The organism is Modestobacter muralis (assembly GCF_010682105.1).
In the GTDB taxonomy this organism is placed as follows: Bacteria; Actinomycetota; Actinomycetes; order Mycobacteriales; family Geodermatophilaceae; genus Modestobacter; species Modestobacter muralis.
Genome location: NZ_JAAGWH010000049.1, coordinates 238,361 through 253,429, shown reverse-complemented (window position 1 = coordinate 253,429; position 15,069 = coordinate 238,361). Strand labels below are relative to the sequence as shown.

Annotated in this window: 15 protein-coding genes and 1 pseudogene; 9 read left to right on the top strand and 7 right to left on the bottom strand. The window is 77.2% G+C overall.

Annotation, left to right across the window (positions count from 1 at the left end; translation table 11 throughout):
- Positions 1–327: pseudogene (locus GCU67_RS16860) on the bottom strand (hypothetical protein); the annotation flags it as partial.
- Between the two features lie 91 nt (positions 328–418).
- Here GCU67_RS16860 and GCU67_RS16855 point away from each other — a divergent pair.
- Positions 419–970 carry a hypothetical protein gene (locus GCU67_RS16855; RefSeq protein WP_163612398.1) on the top strand — a complete coding sequence of 184 codons (552 nt, stop codon included), beginning with the start codon at positions 419–421 and terminating at the stop codon, positions 968–970.
- Positions 971–996: 26 nt separating this feature from the next.
- On the opposite strand, the gene GCU67_RS16850 is transcribed toward GCU67_RS16855, so the two are convergent.
- Positions 997–1,242, bottom strand: a complete 246-nt coding sequence (locus tag GCU67_RS16850; RefSeq protein WP_163612396.1) for a helix-turn-helix domain-containing protein — start codon at positions 1,240–1,242, stop codon at positions 997–999.
- Positions 1,243–1,415: 173 nt separating this feature from the next.
- On the opposite strand from GCU67_RS16850, the gene GCU67_RS16845 reads away from it, so the two are divergent.
- The 3 genes from GCU67_RS16845 to GCU67_RS16835 all read left to right on the top strand — a co-directional run bounded on the left by GCU67_RS16845 (position 1,416) and on the right by GCU67_RS16835 (position 4,950).
- On the top strand, positions 1,416–2,162 hold the full coding sequence (locus GCU67_RS16845) for an SAF domain-containing protein (RefSeq protein ID WP_163612394.1): 747 nt from the start codon (positions 1,416–1,418) through the stop codon (positions 2,160–2,162).
- Positions 2,162–3,442 carry a CpaE/TadZ family protein gene (locus GCU67_RS16840; RefSeq protein WP_163612393.1) on the top strand — a complete coding sequence of 427 codons (1,281 nt, stop codon included), beginning with the start codon at positions 2,162–2,164 and terminating at the stop codon, positions 3,440–3,442. Before GCU67_RS16845 ends, GCU67_RS16840 begins: the two co-directional genes overlap by 1 nt.
- A gap of 65 nt (positions 3,443–3,507) precedes the next feature.
- The gene (locus GCU67_RS16835; protein WP_163612391.1) at positions 3,508–4,950 is read left to right on the top strand and encodes a wax ester/triacylglycerol synthase family O-acyltransferase; all 1,443 of its coding nucleotides are present in this window, start codon (positions 3,508–3,510) and stop codon (positions 4,948–4,950) included.
- Here GCU67_RS16835 and glsA read toward each other — a convergent pair.
- Positions 4,919–5,851 (bottom strand): glutaminase A, encoded by a 933-nt coding sequence (gene glsA / locus GCU67_RS16830; RefSeq protein WP_211661511.1) that lies wholly within the window; start codon positions 5,849–5,851, stop codon positions 4,919–4,921. The two genes, GCU67_RS16835 and glsA, sit on opposite strands and share 32 nt — an antisense overlap.
- 135 nt (positions 5,852–5,986) lie before the next feature.
- Between glsA and GCU67_RS16825 the strand changes: the two genes are divergently transcribed.
- On the top strand, positions 5,987–6,490 hold the full coding sequence (locus GCU67_RS16825) for a DUF6912 family protein (protein WP_163612389.1): 504 nt from the start codon (positions 5,987–5,989) through the stop codon (positions 6,488–6,490).
- 84 nt (positions 6,491–6,574) lie between these two features.
- On the opposite strand, the gene GCU67_RS16820 is transcribed toward GCU67_RS16825, so the two are convergent.
- Positions 6,575–10,687 (bottom strand): FtsK/SpoIIIE domain-containing protein, encoded by a 4,113-nt coding sequence (locus GCU67_RS16820; RefSeq protein ID WP_163612387.1) that lies wholly within the window; start codon positions 10,685–10,687, stop codon positions 6,575–6,577.
- Positions 10,688–10,836: 149 nt separating this feature from the next.
- Between GCU67_RS16820 and GCU67_RS16815 the strand changes: the two genes are divergently transcribed.
- A complete protein-coding gene (locus tag GCU67_RS16815) occupies positions 10,837–11,130 on the top strand; it encodes a WXG100 family type VII secretion target (protein WP_163612385.1) in 294 nt (97 codons plus the stop codon).
- Between the two features lie 25 nt (positions 11,131–11,155).
- On the opposite strand, the gene GCU67_RS16810 is transcribed toward GCU67_RS16815, so the two are convergent.
- The 3 genes from GCU67_RS16810 to GCU67_RS16800 form a co-directional block, all read right to left on the bottom strand.
- Complete coding sequence (locus GCU67_RS16810; protein WP_246215210.1) at positions 11,156–12,031, bottom strand: MFS transporter permease; 876 nt, start codon at positions 12,029–12,031, stop codon at positions 11,156–11,158.
- 8 nt (positions 12,032–12,039) lie between these two features.
- A complete protein-coding gene (locus GCU67_RS16805) occupies positions 12,040–12,528 on the bottom strand; it encodes a hypothetical protein (protein WP_163612382.1) in 489 nt (162 codons plus the stop codon).
- Between the two features lie 331 nt (positions 12,529–12,859).
- The gene (locus GCU67_RS16800) at positions 12,860–13,288 is read right to left on the bottom strand and encodes an NUDIX hydrolase (RefSeq protein ID WP_338105100.1); all 429 of its coding nucleotides are present in this window, start codon (positions 13,286–13,288) and stop codon (positions 12,860–12,862) included.
- A 102-nt stretch (positions 13,289–13,390) separates the two neighbouring features.
- Here GCU67_RS16800 and GCU67_RS16795 point away from each other — a divergent pair, with 102 nt between their 5' ends.
- The 3 genes from GCU67_RS16795 (at position 13,391) to GCU67_RS16790 (ending at position 15,041) form a co-directional block, all read left to right on the top strand.
- Entirely contained in the window at positions 13,391–14,014 is a 624-nt protein-coding gene (locus tag GCU67_RS16795) for a DUF6758 family protein (RefSeq protein ID WP_163612379.1), read from the top strand.
- Positions 14,015–14,185: 171 nt separating this feature from the next.
- Positions 14,186–14,341 carry a hypothetical protein gene (locus tag GCU67_RS21200; RefSeq protein WP_170311073.1) on the top strand — a complete coding sequence of 52 codons (156 nt, stop codon included), beginning with the start codon at positions 14,186–14,188 and terminating at the stop codon, positions 14,339–14,341.
- A 7-nt stretch (positions 14,342–14,348) separates the two neighbouring features.
- Complete coding sequence (locus tag GCU67_RS16790) at positions 14,349–15,041, top strand: PH domain-containing protein (protein ID WP_163612377.1); 693 nt, start codon at positions 14,349–14,351, stop codon at positions 15,039–15,041.
- The last annotated feature ends 28 nt before the right edge of the window (positions 15,042–15,069 follow it).

Genomic DNA, 15,069 nt, shown 5'->3' with positions numbered 1-15,069 from the left:
CAGGCCCACGCCGACGGCCACCGCGGCCGCCCGACGGGCGCCGGCGGGCAGCACGCCCGCGAGCAGGACGGCGGAGAGCCGGCCGGCCCACCCGGGAGCGGTGGAGGCGGCGGTCAGCAGCAGCCCCAGTGCACCCCAGGCCCAGCACAGCCAGGCGAGCGCACCCACCGCGACGACGACGAGCGCGTCGGCCCCGGTGCTGTCCACCAGGCCCTGCGGGTCGCCGAGGGCGCGTCCGAGCTCGGCTCGATCGGGCCCCAGCTGCGCCAGCGCCCAGGCCACCAGGCCCATGACCGCGCTCGTCGCGGCCCACCGTCGTGTCGACACGGCACCTCCTCGGTCAGGGGATGACCAAACACCATCAACGCAAGCAAATGCAACCAAATGCAAGGACCTGTGGACGAGCTAGCCTGCGGACATGCGCTGGGAGCAGCTGTTCACCGACCTGGAGGCACAGTTCGCCGCGGAGGAGGCGGCCGGCGAGCGCCTGGGGGAGCCGTCCCGGGCGCGCGCCGAACAGGGCAGGGTCCGGCTGGCCGACCGGCTGCGGGGCGCGGTGGGCAGCCCGGTGTCGCTGCGCTGCCCCGGGGTCGGCGAGCTCGCCGGGCGGCTGGTCGACGTGGGCGTCGACTGGGTCCTGCTGGCCGAGACCGGCGACCGGGAGCTGCTGGTGGCGACCCGGGCCGTGGCGGCCGTCGCCGGGCTCACCGCAGCGACGGCGGCGGGGGAGGAGTCGGCGGTCGACCGGCACCTGGACCTGCGCCGGGCGCTGCGCGGTCTGGCCCGGGACCGGGCGGCGGTGCAGTGCCTGCTGGGCGACGGTGGGGTGCTCACCGGCACGATCGACCGGGTGGGTGCCGACTTCGTCGAGCTGGCCGAGCACCCGCTGGACTCACCGCGCCGCCGCAGCGCCGTGACCGGGGTGCGGGCGGTCGCGCTCCCGGCGGTCGTCGCCGTCCGGACCGGCTGACCCGGAGCCGCCCGGGCGGGGGTGGATCAGCGCGCGGAGTCGGCGTCCACGCCGTCGGCGACCTGCTCCTCGGCGGCGAGCGTGCCCCCGGCCTCGGCGTACTTCTGCTGGATGAAGCGCTCCAGCTCGTCCTTCTCCACCCGCCACTGACCGCGGCCACCGACCTGGATGGCCCGCAGTTCGCGGCGTCGCACCATCGCGTAGGCCTGCGACCACGACACGTTGAGGATCTCCGCGACGTCGTCGAGGGTGAGGAACCGCTGGGTGGCCATGGGGTCGTCTTCTCCCGTCGAAGGTGCCCCGTCAGTGTGGCAGCCGGGTGACTTCACCCCCCGGCGTGCACCCGTTGGTGTGGACAGCCGCTGCACCGGGCCCCCGGACTCGGTCATGATCGCCCTCCGCGAGCGACCGCGGGTCCGTGCGACAGGCGAGGGATGACCGATCGATGAGCGTGCCCACCGCGGCGGCAGCCGCCGTCCGCACCGATGCCGTCCCGGCCGGGCCGGCGCCGCGGCGCGTCCGCCCGCCCCGGTGGCTGGACCTGCGGCTGGTGCTCGGCGTCCTGCTCGTGCTGGGCTCGGTGCTGATCGGCGCCCGGGTGGTCAGCGCCGCGGACGCGACCGTGCCGGTCTGGTCCGCCGCCGGCGACCTGGCGGCGGGCACCGTGCTGGCCGAGGACGACCTCGTCGCGGTCTCCGTCCGGCTGGACGACGCCGCGGGCTCCTACCTGGCCACCAGCACCCGGCCCGGTGGGCGGGTCCTCGCCCGCACCGTGCGCGCCGGCGAGCTGCTGCCCCGGTCGGTGCTCGAGGAGGCGACCGGCGGAGTCCAGCTGGCCCTGCCCGTGCAGGCCGGGTACGTGCCACCCTCGCTGGCCCACGGCCAGCTGATCGACGTCTACGCCGTCGCGGACCCGGCCGTGGGCGCCGATGCCGCCACCGGCGGGGACGTCGACCTGGTCCTGTCCGCGGTACCGGTGCAGGCGGTGACCGGCCGCGGGGAGGGCGTGCTGTCGACGTCGTCCACGACGCTGCAGGTGGTGGTGGCCGTCCAGGCCGAGGAGGTCCCGCGGGTGCTGGCCGCCATCGGCGGCCGGGGCCTGGTGGTCGTCGTCCGCGGCTCCGTGGACAGCGCGACCACCGCACCGGAGGCTGCGGCCCAGGGTGCGGCGACGGCCGGGCCGACCGGCTGATGGCGCTGCAGGTCTTCACCGCCGTCACCGGGGCGGCCTGGGAGTCCGAGCTGGTCGGTGCCCTCGACCGCGACGACCACGGGGTGACCGTGGTCCGGCGCTGCGTCGACGTCGGCGACCTGCTGGCCGCTGCGACCACCGGCACCGGGCAGGCGGTGCTGCTCTCGGCCGACCTGCGCCGGCTCGACGGCGCCGCGGTCGCCCGGCTCACCGCCGCCGGGGTCGCGGTCGTCGGGCTGGTCGAGCCCGGCGACACCCGGGCCACCGAGCGGTTGCGGCAGTGGGGCGTCGGCCGGGTGCTGTCGGCCGACGCGGACGCCGAGACGATCGCCCGGGCGCTGCGCGAGGCGGTCACCGGCGAGCGCTCCGCCGGGCACCAGATCGGCGACCCGCGCGCCGCGCTGCCGGTGCTCGGTCTCCCGCCCGAGGAGTCCGACCGTCCGGTGGGCCGCGGCCGGGTGGTCGCGGTGTGGGGCCCGACCGGGGCGCCGGGCCGGACGACGGTCGCCGTCGGGATCGCCGACGAGGCCGCCCGGCTGGGGGTCTCCACGCTGCTGGTCGACGCCGACGTCTACGGCGGCGTGGTCGCCCAGGTGCTCGGCCTGCTCGACGAGTCCCCGGGTGTCGTCGCCGCCGTGCGCCAGGCCTCGGCCGGCACCCTCGACCTCGCCGCGCTGGCCCGGCTGGCCTGGGCGGTGGGCCCGCAGCTGCGGGTGCTCACCGGGCTCGCCCGCGCCGACCGGTGGCCGGAGCTGCGGCCGCAGGGCGTGGAGGTCGTGCTCGAGCAGGCCCGCCGGCTCGCCGCGCTGACCGTCGTCGACTGCGGCTTCGCCCTCGAGGAGGACGAGGAGCTGTCCTTCGACACCGCGGCCCCCCGCCGCAACGGCGCCACCCTCACCGTCCTGGCCGCCGCCGACGAGGTCCTGTGCGTCAGCGGCGCCGACCCGGTGGCCCTGCAGCGCACCGTGCGGGCACTGGGCGAGCTCCGCGACGTGCTGCCCGACGTCGAGCCGGCCGTGGTGGTGAACCAGGTGCGCCGCGGGCCGGTCCCCGGCGACCCGCAGCAGGAGGTGGCCGCCGCGCTGGAGCGCTTCGCCGGGCGGCAGGTGCGGGCCTTCCTGCCGGCCGACCGCCGGGCCACCGACGCCGCCCTCGCCGGCGGCCGGACGCTGGGGGAGGTCGCGCCCGGATCGCCGCTGCGTGCTGGGCTGCGCGCCCTGGCCGCCGAGCTGGCCGGGGTGCCGGCGTCCACCGGCCGCCGCGGACGGCGCCGGGCCTGACCCCCGGGCGGGGACCGGTGGCCGCCGCCCGTAGCGTGAGGGCCCCGACGGTGAGGAGGGTCACGGTGGTCGAACGGCTGACCGCGCTGGATGCGTCCTTCCTGTACCTGGAGGAGCCCGGCACCCCGATGCACGTCGGCGCCGTCCTGGTGCTGGACCGGCCCTCGGGCGAGTTCGACCACGAGGCGCTCGTGGAGCTGGTGCGCGCCCGGCTGCCCCTGGTGCCGCGGTACCGGCAGAAGGTGGTCGAGGTGCCCGGGCACCTGGCCAACCCCGCCTGGGTCGACGACCCGGACTTCGACCTCGGCTACCACGTGCGCCGGTCCGCGCTGCCCCGCCCGGGCACCGAGGAGCAGCTGCTGGACCTGGTCGCCCGGCTGACCGCCCGGCCGCTGGACCGCAGCCGTCCGCTGTGGGAGATGTACCTCGTCGAGGGCCTGGCCGGCGACCGCACGGCCGTGGTCACCAAGACCCACCCGGCGCTGGTCGACGGCCTGGGCGCCATCGACATCGGCCAGGTCATCCTCGACCCCGACCCCACGGCCGGCACCGCGCCGTTGCCGGCGGCCGACCCGTGGCTGCCCCGTCGTCCTCCGGGCCCGGCGGCGCTGGTCTGGGAGGCGGTCGAGGACTACCTGCGGCGCCCCTCGGACGTGCTCGAGACCGCCCGCACCGCCGTGGGCGACGTCCGGGCGACGGCGTTCCGCTGGGCGGGGGTGGCCGGTGGGCTGGCCGCCGCGCTCGCCCGGACGGCGGTCTCCCCGGCGCCGGCCAGCTCGCTGAACGCCCCGATCGGCCGTCAGCGGAGGGTCGCGGTCGCCCGGGCCACCCTCGACGACCTCCGGGTGGTGCGTGCCGCGCACGGCGGGACGGTCAACGACGTGCTGCTCAGCGTGGTGACCGGGGCGCTGCGGGAGTGGCTGCTGTCCCGGGGCGAGCCGGTCGTCAGCAGCACCTCGGTGCGGGCGCTGGTCCCGGTCTCGGTGCGCGGGGAGGACGGCGCCGCGGCCGGGGAGGTGCGCTCGTTCCTGGTCGACCTCCCCGTCGGCGAGCCCAACCCGCGCGTGCGCCTGACCCGGATCAGCTACGCCATGCGCGGCGTCGCACCCAGCGGGCAGTCGGTCGGGGCCGACACGCTCAGCGCGCTGTCGGGCTTCGCGCCGCCGACCCTGCACGCCCTGGGCGCCCGGGCGGCCAGCGGGCTGTCCCGCCGGCTGTTCAACCTCGTGGTGATCAACGTGCCCGGCCCGCAGGTGCCGCTCTACGCCGGCGGTGCCCGGATGGCCGAGGTCTTCCCGGTGGTCCCGCTGGTGCGCGGCCAGGGCCTGGCGATCGGGCTGACCAGCTACGACGGGACGGTCTACGTCGGCCTCAACGGCGACCGGGACACCGTCAGCGACGTCGACGTGCTCGCCGACCTCATCGAGCAGGAGGTCGCCTACCTGGTGGAGACGGCGACCGGCCCCGCGGGCGGTCCTACAGCAGGGACAGGCCCAGCCGCTCGCTGAGCAGGTGCAGGGCCACCCGGCCGGCCCGGGAGTTGCCCGCGGTGTCCAGCGGCGGGGACCAGGCGCACACCCCGAACCGGTTCGGCACGTCGCCCATGACCGCGCCGGCCACGCCGCTCTTGCACGGGAAGCCCACGTCGTAGGCGAACTGACCCGCTGCGTCGTAGGTGCCGCAGGTCATCATGACCGCGTTGACCCGGCGGGCCAGGGGCTCGTCCAGGACGCGGTCGCCGGTCCGCGGGTCGACCCCGTCGTTGGCCAGGAACCGGGCGGCGCGGGCCAGCTGCCGGGCCGTGACGGTGAGCGCGCACAGCTGCCCGTAGGCGTCCACCACCTCGTCCACCGGGTGGGTGAAGTTGTCGAAGGAGCGCATCAGGTGGCCCATCGCCGTGTTCAGCGCGGCGCCGGCGCGCTCCTCGGCGACGACCTCCGGATCGGGCTCGAGCCGCTCACCGACCAGGTCGGACAGCAGGTCGGTGACCGCCGCCCGTGCCGCCGCCGGTGACCCGGTGGCCTCCACCAGCACGTCGGTGACGACCACTGCGCCGGCGTTGATGAAGGGGTTGCGGGGCACACCGTGCTCCCGCTCGAGCTGGACGAGGGAGTCGAAGGGGTCACCGGAGGGCTCCCGACCCACCCGCTGGAACACGTCCTCGCCGACCAGGCGGAGCGCCGCGGTCAGCGTGAACACCTTGACCACGCTCTGGACGGGGAAGCCGACGTCGGCGTCGCCGGCGACGTGCTCGGTCCCGTCGAGAGCGCACAGCGCGAGGGCGAACCGCTCCGGACCGGCGCCGGGCTGGGCGACCTCGTCGTCCGCGGCGAGCGGGTGGGCCTCGGCGGCGACCTGCTCGAGGACGTCGGTGAGGTCGGGGATCGCGTCGGGGGAGGTCCTGGGCACTCCCGCACGTTGTCACGGAGTGCCGGGCGGGGCCCGGTGGGCGGCGTCGGCTGCGGTGCCCGGCGCAGCGACTGGGAAGATCGCCGGGTCGGTGACGTTGGAGTCGCTGTCCCATGACTGAGGAGGCGAACCCGGGTGCGCGTGTACCTGCCGGCCACGACGACCGTGCTGCAGCGGTTGCTCGACGAGGGCCGCCTGACCGGCCCGCTCACCGTCTTCACGGTCACCCCGCAGCTGCGGGAGGCCTACGAGCTGAGCGAGGACGACGAGGAGCTGGAGTACGCGGCCCTCATCGCCGCGGCACGGGCCAGTCTGCGGCTGCTCGACGTCGACCCGGTCGCGGTGCGCCGCCGCGTCGTGCTGGCCGCCGACGTCCCGGAGTCGACGATCACCCCGATCGTCGACGAGGGCGCGGACGCCGGGGCGGCGCGGACCACCGCCGACGTGACCACCGCCGACATCGCCAGTGCGCACATAGACGTCGCCGAGGCCGAGGCCGACGTGCGGGCCGCGGTGGACCTGGCGCTGGAGGCCGACCTCGGCAGCGCCGACGCCCAGTTCGTCGTCGATCAGGCCGAGGGCCACGAGCTGGCCTGGTACGCCACCCAGGAGATCGGCCCGGCGCTCGAGCTCCTCTGACGGCTCACCCGTCGCCCGGCCCGGTGCTGAGCCCTCCTGACGGCTCACCCGGCGCCCGACCGGGTGCTCGAGCTCTCCTGAGGCTCACCTGGTGTTCGGGCGGGTGCGGTGTCGGGCGACCTGGAGCCGGGTGGCGCCGCGGGCGTCCACCAGCCAGCCGGAGCCCGGCCGGTGCGGCAGCGGGGTGCGCGGCACCCGCAGCCCGAGCAGCTCGGCGTCCCCGGGGGCAGGGCACAGCAGCAGGGCGGTGCGGCTGCGGCGCAGGCCGGCCACGGGTCCACGGAACGTCGCGGCGAGCTCCGCGGCCGTGCCGGTGGCCAGCACCAGCAGCCGACCGCCCGCGGCGCCCAGCACGTCGGCGACCTCGTCGGGCAGGGCGGTCAGGTCGTCGGCGAGCACGACCGCCTGCCGACCGTCCTGGGCGGCCACCCAGGCCCGCAGCCGGGCGGGGTCGGTGCGGGGCAGTTCGCCCTCCGCCGCCGGCGGGTGCACCAGCTCGGCCACCGGGACGCCGAGCGCGCGGCAGTGCCGGCCGAGGGCGCGCAGCGTCGAGGACCGACCGCTGCCCGTCGGGCCGACGACCAGCAGACCGCCCGTGCGGGAGACGTCGAGCCCCACGGGCGTGCCGTCGTCGCCACCGGGTCCCAGCAGCAGCGTCAGCCCGGCCGGGTCGTCGGTGGTGGCCACCGGCAGCGGCAGCTCGGGGTCGGCGGGCAGCTGCACGACCCGGACGGCCGGGACCGACGCCGCCGGTCCGCTGCAGGGCTGCAGCGGCAGCCGGGGCAGAGCCAGCTGGCACTCGACCGCGTCGTCGCCGAGCAGCCCCCGGCCCGGTGGGCGGTGCCCGGGGACGGCCCGCGCAACGACGCCGGCCACGGCGTAGTCCGCGCGGTCGGGCAGCGGCAGCACCAGCCGGTTGCGGACCGCGGCGGACAGCCGGCTGCCCGGGACCGCCCGCTCGGCGGTGAGGACGACGGTCAGCCCCACCGCTGCTCCCTCGCGCACCAGCCGCAGCAGTCCGCCGGCGCCGACCGCCGGGTCGGCCTCCTCCAGCTGGGCGGTCAGGCTCTCCCAGCCGTCGACGAGGAGCAGCAGGAGCGGGTCGTCGGCGCCAGCGCCGGCCCGGCGGCGGTCGACCTCGGCGACCAGCCGGGACACCAGCCGGACACTGCGGTGCGCGTCGTCCCGGCCGACCGTCGTGCCTGCGTGCGGCAAGCCGGTGACCACGGCCGCCACCGCGCCGCCCCCGTGGTCGAGGGCGTGCACCTGCAGTCGCGCCGGCGGCAGCTGGTGCACGGCCTCGCCGACGACGCTCTGCAGCGCAGTGCTGCGTCCGCTGCGTGGGCCGCCGACGAGCAGCCAGCCGCCCCCGGCGCCCAGGTCGAGCTCCAGCGGTGGCTGCGACTGCGCGTCCGGGGAGTCCTGCCGCCCGATCCGCAGCACGGTGGCCGGCACCCCCGGGGTCGCGGGGTCGAGCGCGGCGGCCGGCAGGTGGTCGGGCAGGGGCGGCAGCCACGGCCGGTCGGGACTGCCGATCCCCTCGGTCCGCGCCCGGTCCCCGGCGGCGCGGACCAGCCGCTGCAGGTCGGTGGGGCCGGCGACCGCGTCGGCCGCCCGGTGCCGGCCGGGGGTGGGGGGCCACGGGCGCCGGGTGACCGAGACCGCGGGGGCGTCGGCGTCCGGGCCGGTCGACACCCGCGCCACCTGCAGGAGGACCGGTGCGGCGTGGCCGGTGCGCAGGTAGGCCCGGCCTGGCCGGTCGGGGGACAGGGCGGCGGGCAGCGTGCTGCCCAGCACGTCGCGGGCATCGCCCTCGTCGGTGGTGCGGAGGCAGACGCGCAGCGAGCAGTTCGCCCGGATCTCCGGGCTGACCACGCCGGCCGGGCGCTGGGTGGCCAGCACCAGGTGGACGCCGAGCGAGCGACCCCGCTGGGCGATGCCGACCAGCCCGGTGACGAAGCCGGGCAGCTCCTCGGCCAGCGTGGCGAACTCGTCCACGACGATCACCAGCCGGCCGGCGGGCACCTCGGCCGGCAGCTGGGCGAGGTCACGGGCGCCGTGCTCGGCCAGCAGCCGCTCCCGCCGGGTGAGCTCGGCTGCCAGTGAGCGCAGCGCCCGCGCGGTCGACTGGGGGTCCAGGTCGGTCAGCACGCCGACCGTGTGCGGCAGTGCCGCCGCCTCGCCGAAGGCCGCGCCGCCCTTGTAGTCGACCAGCAGGAGGCTGCAGCGGTCGGGCGGGTGGTGCAGCGCCAGGCCGGCCACCAGCGTCTGCAGCAGCTCGGACTTCCCCGACCCGGTGGTGCCGGCGACCAGGGCGTGCGGGCCGTCGGCGACCAGGTCGACGGCCAGCGGGCCCTGGTCGGTGGCGCCCAGCACCGCGGTGAGCCGGTCGCGCGCGCGGGGCCAGCTCCCGGCGGTGAGGTCGGTCGCCGGGTCGACCGACAGCCCACCCGAGGGCAGGTCCAGCAGTCGGGCGGTGTCGGGCAGCCCGCCCGCCCGGACCGGCCCGGTCAGCGCGGCGAGGTCGCGGGCGAGCCGGTCGGCGGTGCCCTCGGCCATGGTGTCCAGCGTCAGCAGGCGCTCCCGGTCGGCGCCGGGGACGCGCAGCCGTCCGGTGGTGCCGGTCTCCCCGGTCACCTGCAGCCGGGCGAGGGCGGGCAGGGCCAGACCGGCCTCGGCGTCGGCCAGGTCGAGGCGCAGCACGTCGGGTGCCGCGGCCAGCGCCGACTCGGTCTGCTGGTCGACCGGCCCGTCGAGGACCACGAGGGTGCGCGGCCCGCCCTCGCCCGCCGGGAGCAGCAGCTCGGGCGGCAGCGACGCGCCGTCCGTCGGGACCGCGGCCAGGTGCGGCAGCCAGCGGGCCCACCGCCAGTCCGGGAGCTCTCGCCGTCCGCAGGCCAGCACGATCTGCAGGTCTGCGGGCGGGTGGAGGACGGCGAGCTGGCAGACCAGCGCGCGGGCAGCGGCGACGGCGACCGGGCGCGGCCCCACGATGCCCAGCCCGCCGGTGGCGCCCAGCGGCACGGTGACCGGCAGGTGCTCGGCCCGCGCGGGGGAGCGGGTCCCGTCCGGCTCCACCCGGGTGACGCCGGTCGGTCCGGGCCCGGTGCCCAGCCGGGCGGGCAGCGTCTCCTCGCCCGCCCGGGACCACAGCGGGCTGGAGCACCGGCGGGCCGCGGCGAGCAGGCGGGCCGGGTCGGGAGCGGCCTCGTCCCGCGCGGCGAGGTCGGCGGCGACCGCCGCGTCCAGCTCGGCGTCGGCGCGGGCGAGCGCGGCCGCGTGCTCGGCGACGTCCCGCCGGCGGGCCCGGCGCCCGGACAGCCGGTCCGAGGACCAGGTGGCCACCGCGACCACGGGGCTGAGCAGGGCGAAGAAGAGGAAGTGCGGCGCCGACAGCAGCCAGGCCATGAGGACGCCGCCCACCGCGGGCAGCAGCACCGCCACCCAGCCCAGCCGTCGGCGTGGCGCCTCCGCCGGCGGGGCCGGCAGCCGTACCGAGCCGGTGCCGGGCGTGACCGGGGAGGTCCGCAGCGGGCGGACCAGGACGCGGCCGCCGGCCGCGGGCGCGCACTGCAGGGCAGCGCCCCGCGGGCCGGTCAGCCGCAGCGCGCTGGCGCCGATCCGCACGGTCGCGCCCACCGGCCAGTCGCGGAGCTCGGGGCCCAGCCGGACCGGGCGCCCGGGGCCGGCGACCAGCCACGACCCGTTGGACGACCCGAGGTCGGCCACGCTCACCCGGCCCGCCCCTACGGAGACGACGGCGTGCCGGCGGGACACGTCGGGGTCGGCCAGCGGCAGCGCACACCCGGCTCCGCGCCCCAGGACCAGGTCGCCCTGCTCGAGCGGGACCGCACGGCCGGCGTCAGGGCCACCCACCACGTGCAGCTCCAGCGCGCCGGACCCGGCGGTCGGCCCGGGGCGCGGCCCGGGCCGACCCAGCCCCAGCACCGCCCCGTGCCGGAGCGCGGCCGCGGTGAGCGGGGTGTCGGCCGGCAGCACGCCGGAACCCGACCAGAGCGCGGCGCCCGGGGTGCCCAGCTGCGCGCCGAGCGGCCCGAGCACCTCGCCGACGACGGCGTCGTCCGGTGCGCGGACCTCCACGTCGACGGCTCCCTCGACGGTGTGCACGGTCCAGCTCCGGACGGCGGGCGACCGGTCGGCCGGGGTCCCGGCCGGTGCCGTGGAGGAGGAACGCACGCAAGGATGGTGTCGAGGAGGAGCCGTCCGTGGGGCCCGTGGCGGTGATCTGTGGACGGCGGTCCGGTCTGTGGACAGCGCCGGCGGGAGGTCCGGCGCCCGCCCTACCTTCTGAGCCCACCGGGACGTGCCCGGACCGAGGAGGAGCCATGAAGGTCGACATCGCGACGCTCAACACGATGGCCGGGCAGTGCCAGGCGGAGGCCGCCGACACCACCGCGCGGCACGCCACGCTGTCCGCGGGCATCAACAGCTCGGTGTTGGAGGGCTGGACCGACAGTCAGGCCGCGGTGCAGTTCAGTGAGCTGTACGAGAAGTGGCGGCTGTCCAGTCAGGGCGTGAGCGACGCGCTCACCGGCATGGGCCAGCTGCTGAACAGTGTGGCGGCGGCCTACCAGCAGCACGAGACCGAGATGGCCGCGCGGATCGGCGCCCTGCTCTGACCTGGCCGGGCCAGGGAGGGCTCGGTCAGCCCGGGAGCGGACTCGTCGCGGGTGCTGCGTCCGCCACCCGGCGCCGTGCCCCGACGAGCCGCTCCCAGGGGAGGATCGAGGTGATCGCGATGCAGTGCGGCAGGAAGATGATCGTGACGCCGGCGAAGACCATCAGGTGGAAGCCGATCAGGAACACCACCAGCGCGACGCGGGCACGGTCGCGGCGCACCAGCAGCATCAGTGGGGTCAGCGCCTCGAACACCAGCATCAGCCACTGCGCCGCGGGCAACAGCCACGGCACGTCCAGGGTCCAGTCCGACAGTGGCGTCCCGCGGCGGATGACCGCCCAGGTCAGCGTGGCGCCGGTCGCCCAGTTCCAGCCGCCGAAGCGCATCTTGGCCCAGAAGGCGAGGAAGTAGGTGAGCACCACCGCGACCAGCACGAAGGCCATCGCCCAGCCGGCGGCCTCCGAGGAGCGGCGGTCCCGGAGGTGGGCCCGCCCGATGGTGGGCAGCACCGCCAGGGCCACCAGGAAGGCGAACCGGTCGTGGTCCACCTTCCCGTAGCTCATCGCGATGACCATCCACTCGAAGTAGAGGACGAACACGGTCAGCCCGAGCACCCGCGGCGCACGGCCGGTCGCGGCGGCCAGGGCGGTGAGCACCAGCGCCCACTGCACGACCAGCACCACGGTGTGCGTCGGGGTGGGCAGGTGCAGCAGCCGGCCGACCAGCAGTGGCTGGTACCAGGCGGTCGGTACGTCGGCGTGGGCGCGCACGAAGGTGGTGGTGAGGAAGACGTCGACCGGGATGAACAGGTAGGCGATCACCCGGAAGACCGCGATCCGGGCGAGCGGCACCGGACGGAACCACCAGCGGTCGCGGGTCGGTGCGGCCGGCGGGCTCGCCACGGCGGTGCTCACTCCGCGGGCCCGACCGGAGAGCTGACCACGACCCGGTCGGTGAACGCGCCGGTCTGCACACCGTCGCGCAGCTCGAAGTCGCGCTGGACGACGTCGACCCGGACCAGCGGCTCCGCCGACGGGTTCCGCTGCACGTACGCCTCGCCCAGCGCACCGAGGAGCTCCGGCTGCTCGATCACCCGGCCCAGCTGCCCCTCGAACTCTGCCCGGCGCAGCCCCACCTCACCGCCGGACATCCCCACCTCGGTGCCGTCGGCCGTCACGCCCACCACGCGGGTGGAGCCGACCGGGGCGTCGTTGCCGGCCCGGCCGGCGTACATCAGGAACGGGCCGACCGGGAAGTCGTCGTCGGTGCCCCAGGCGGTGCCGGCCAGCGTCAGGGCGAGCACGACCCCGGCGACGGCCAGCCGCCAGGCGCGGGCGACCGGGGGCAGCCGGACGACCTCCGCCTCCGCGGTCGGGGAGGGAGGGATTCGGAGTTGCACGCGGGCATCGTAGGTTCGCCGCCCGCCCCGGCGAGGTGACCGGCGCTGCCGCACCGGCCCACCGGCCCCACCCGCCGCACCGGGCCACCGGCCCCACCCGCCGAACCGGCCCACCGGCCGAACCGGCCCACCGGCCGAACCGGCCCACCCGCCGAACCGGCCCACCCGCCGAACCGGCCCACCCGCCGAACCGGCCCACCCGCCGAACCGGCCCACCCGCCGAACCGGCCCACCGGCCGCACCGGCCGCACCGGCCGCACCCGGTCGGCCGCACCGGCTCACCGGTCGCACGGCCAACCGGCCGCACGGGCCCGCCGCTGCGCCTTGGCGGTCAGCAGCGCGGCAGCACGCCCCAGCCCGACAGCGCGGCCACCACTCCGGGCGCCATGTCGAGCGCGGCGAGCCCTGCCGCGCCCACGAACGCCGCGTCGTCGGCGTCGTCCCCGGCGACCGGGCGCTGCCCGGGCTCGGCGGTGCACAGCCAGTCGGTGACCAGGTAGACCACGCCGGGGCCCTCGACCCGCACCGACCCCAGCCGCCGCACCGGTCTCACCACCAGCCCGGTCTCCTCGGCGAGCTCGCGGGCCACGGCCTGCTCCTGGGTCTCCCCGGCCTCCATCCGCCCACCCGGCACCGACCACAGCCCGGCGCTGGGCGCGTGCCCGCGCCGGATCAGCAGCAACCGGCCCTGCTCGTCGTGCACCACGGCCCCCACGCACGGCACCTCGGGCAGCGGCTCTCCCGGCGGGATCTGGTCCACGCCCGCAGGCTACGGCCGGCGGACGCGCCGCCCCGTGACGCGGACGGGCGCCCCGTGCCCGATGCTTGACGCAGCTCCGGCAGAACAGGACGGTGAGCGGCCATGAGCGTGTCTCCGGTGTGCCCGCGGTGCGGGGAGGTCCTGCAGGTCCGGCCAGGATCGACCGGGGAGGGCTGGTGCCACCTGCACGCCGCCGTCACCCCGCTGCACCACACCGCCGTCATCGCCCACGACGAGATCCGGGCCGTCTGCGCCGACGCCCGCGTCCCGGCTTGGGTGCCCGACCCGATGCCGGGCGGCTGGGCGGTCACCGGGCTGGCCTGGGGCGGGGAGCCCGGTGCCCGGGCGATCGTCGTCGCCTGCGCCGGCCCGGCACCGCTGGGCGGCGCGGCCGAGATGGTGCTCGTCGCCGAGGAGCCGGGCACCGGGCTGGGCTGCGGCTACGCCGGCCTGCCCGGCGTCGACCCCGGCGACCTGGTGTCCGGGCCCTCGCACGCGGAGGTCCAGGCCGCCGGCCAGCGGGCGCCACTGTGGATGGTGCCCACCGTCGACGACCGGGCCGCCTACGTGGGGGAGGCCCAGGGGGTGTGGCTGTGGCTGGTCACCTGGCCGGCGTCGGCGGCCTGGCTGCTGGCCGAGGACCTCGACCTGGTCGACCTGCGCGACCGCGTGTACCCCGACCTGCCGCTGGGCCCGCCGACCGAGCGGCTGCTGCCCGGCCGCTGAAGAGCTGGACGGCGCCCCGTCGATTCGTCGTCCTCCTCCCGGCGTGGCGGCTGGCGCTCCGGGCGGGACGGCTGTTACTCATGGGGCGCGGTCCAGCTGGCCGTCGTGGTGTCCCGCCGTCGGTCGTCCGTCGTCGTGTGCGCCTGGCCGCCTGAGGAAGGAAGCGCGCGCGTGCTGAAGAAGGTGCTCACCTGGCTGGCCGTCGCCTTCGTGGTCTTCTACGTCATCCAGCGACCCGAGGACGCCGCCGGGATCGTGCGCAGTGCGGGCTCCGCCCTCGGCGACGCCGCCGCCTCGCTGTCGGCCTTCGTGGGCTCCCTCGTCTGACGCGGTCGTGTCCGGCCCGCGCACGCGCAGGCCCCGCTGGGGCAAGGACGCCGAGAAGTACCTGCTGGCCGACGAGCCACCGGTCATCGCCACCCGCCGGCACCCGGCGGTCCTCGCCCGGCCGCTGATCCGCGGGGTCCCGGCGCTTGCCGTGGGCATCTGGGTGCTGCAGCTGGACCCGGCGAACCGGGTCTCGGCCGTCGTCGGGCTGGTGGTCGTGCTCGGCGCGCTGGGCTACCTGGCCCTGTACGTCGCCGAGTGGTGGGTGCGGCACTTCCTGGTCACCCGGCGGCGCGTGCTGCTGACCTCCGGGGTGATCATCCGCACCGTCGCCGTCATGCCGTTGCGCCGCATCACCGACCTGACCTGGAAGGAGACCTTCTGGGGGCAGGTCCTCGGCTACGGCACCTTCCGGTTCGAGTCCGCCGGTCAGTCCCAGGGCCTGGACGTCATCGACTACATGCCGCACGCCGACGCCCTCTACAAGCGGCTCTCTGAGCTCATGTTCGGCACCGACTCCTCGTCCAACCCGGTCAGCTCCGACGAGGACGCCGAGGGGTCGCTGGCCGCCGACGACCGGGGCGAGCCCGACGCGCCCGAGCAGCGGATGCCCCGCCCGCTGACCAACGGGCGCCGGCACGACACCGCGCCCATCCCGCGGCTGCGGCCCACCCGGGCCCGCGACCCGCTCGACGACTGACCGGGCGGCAGACGCTGGAGGCCGTGCG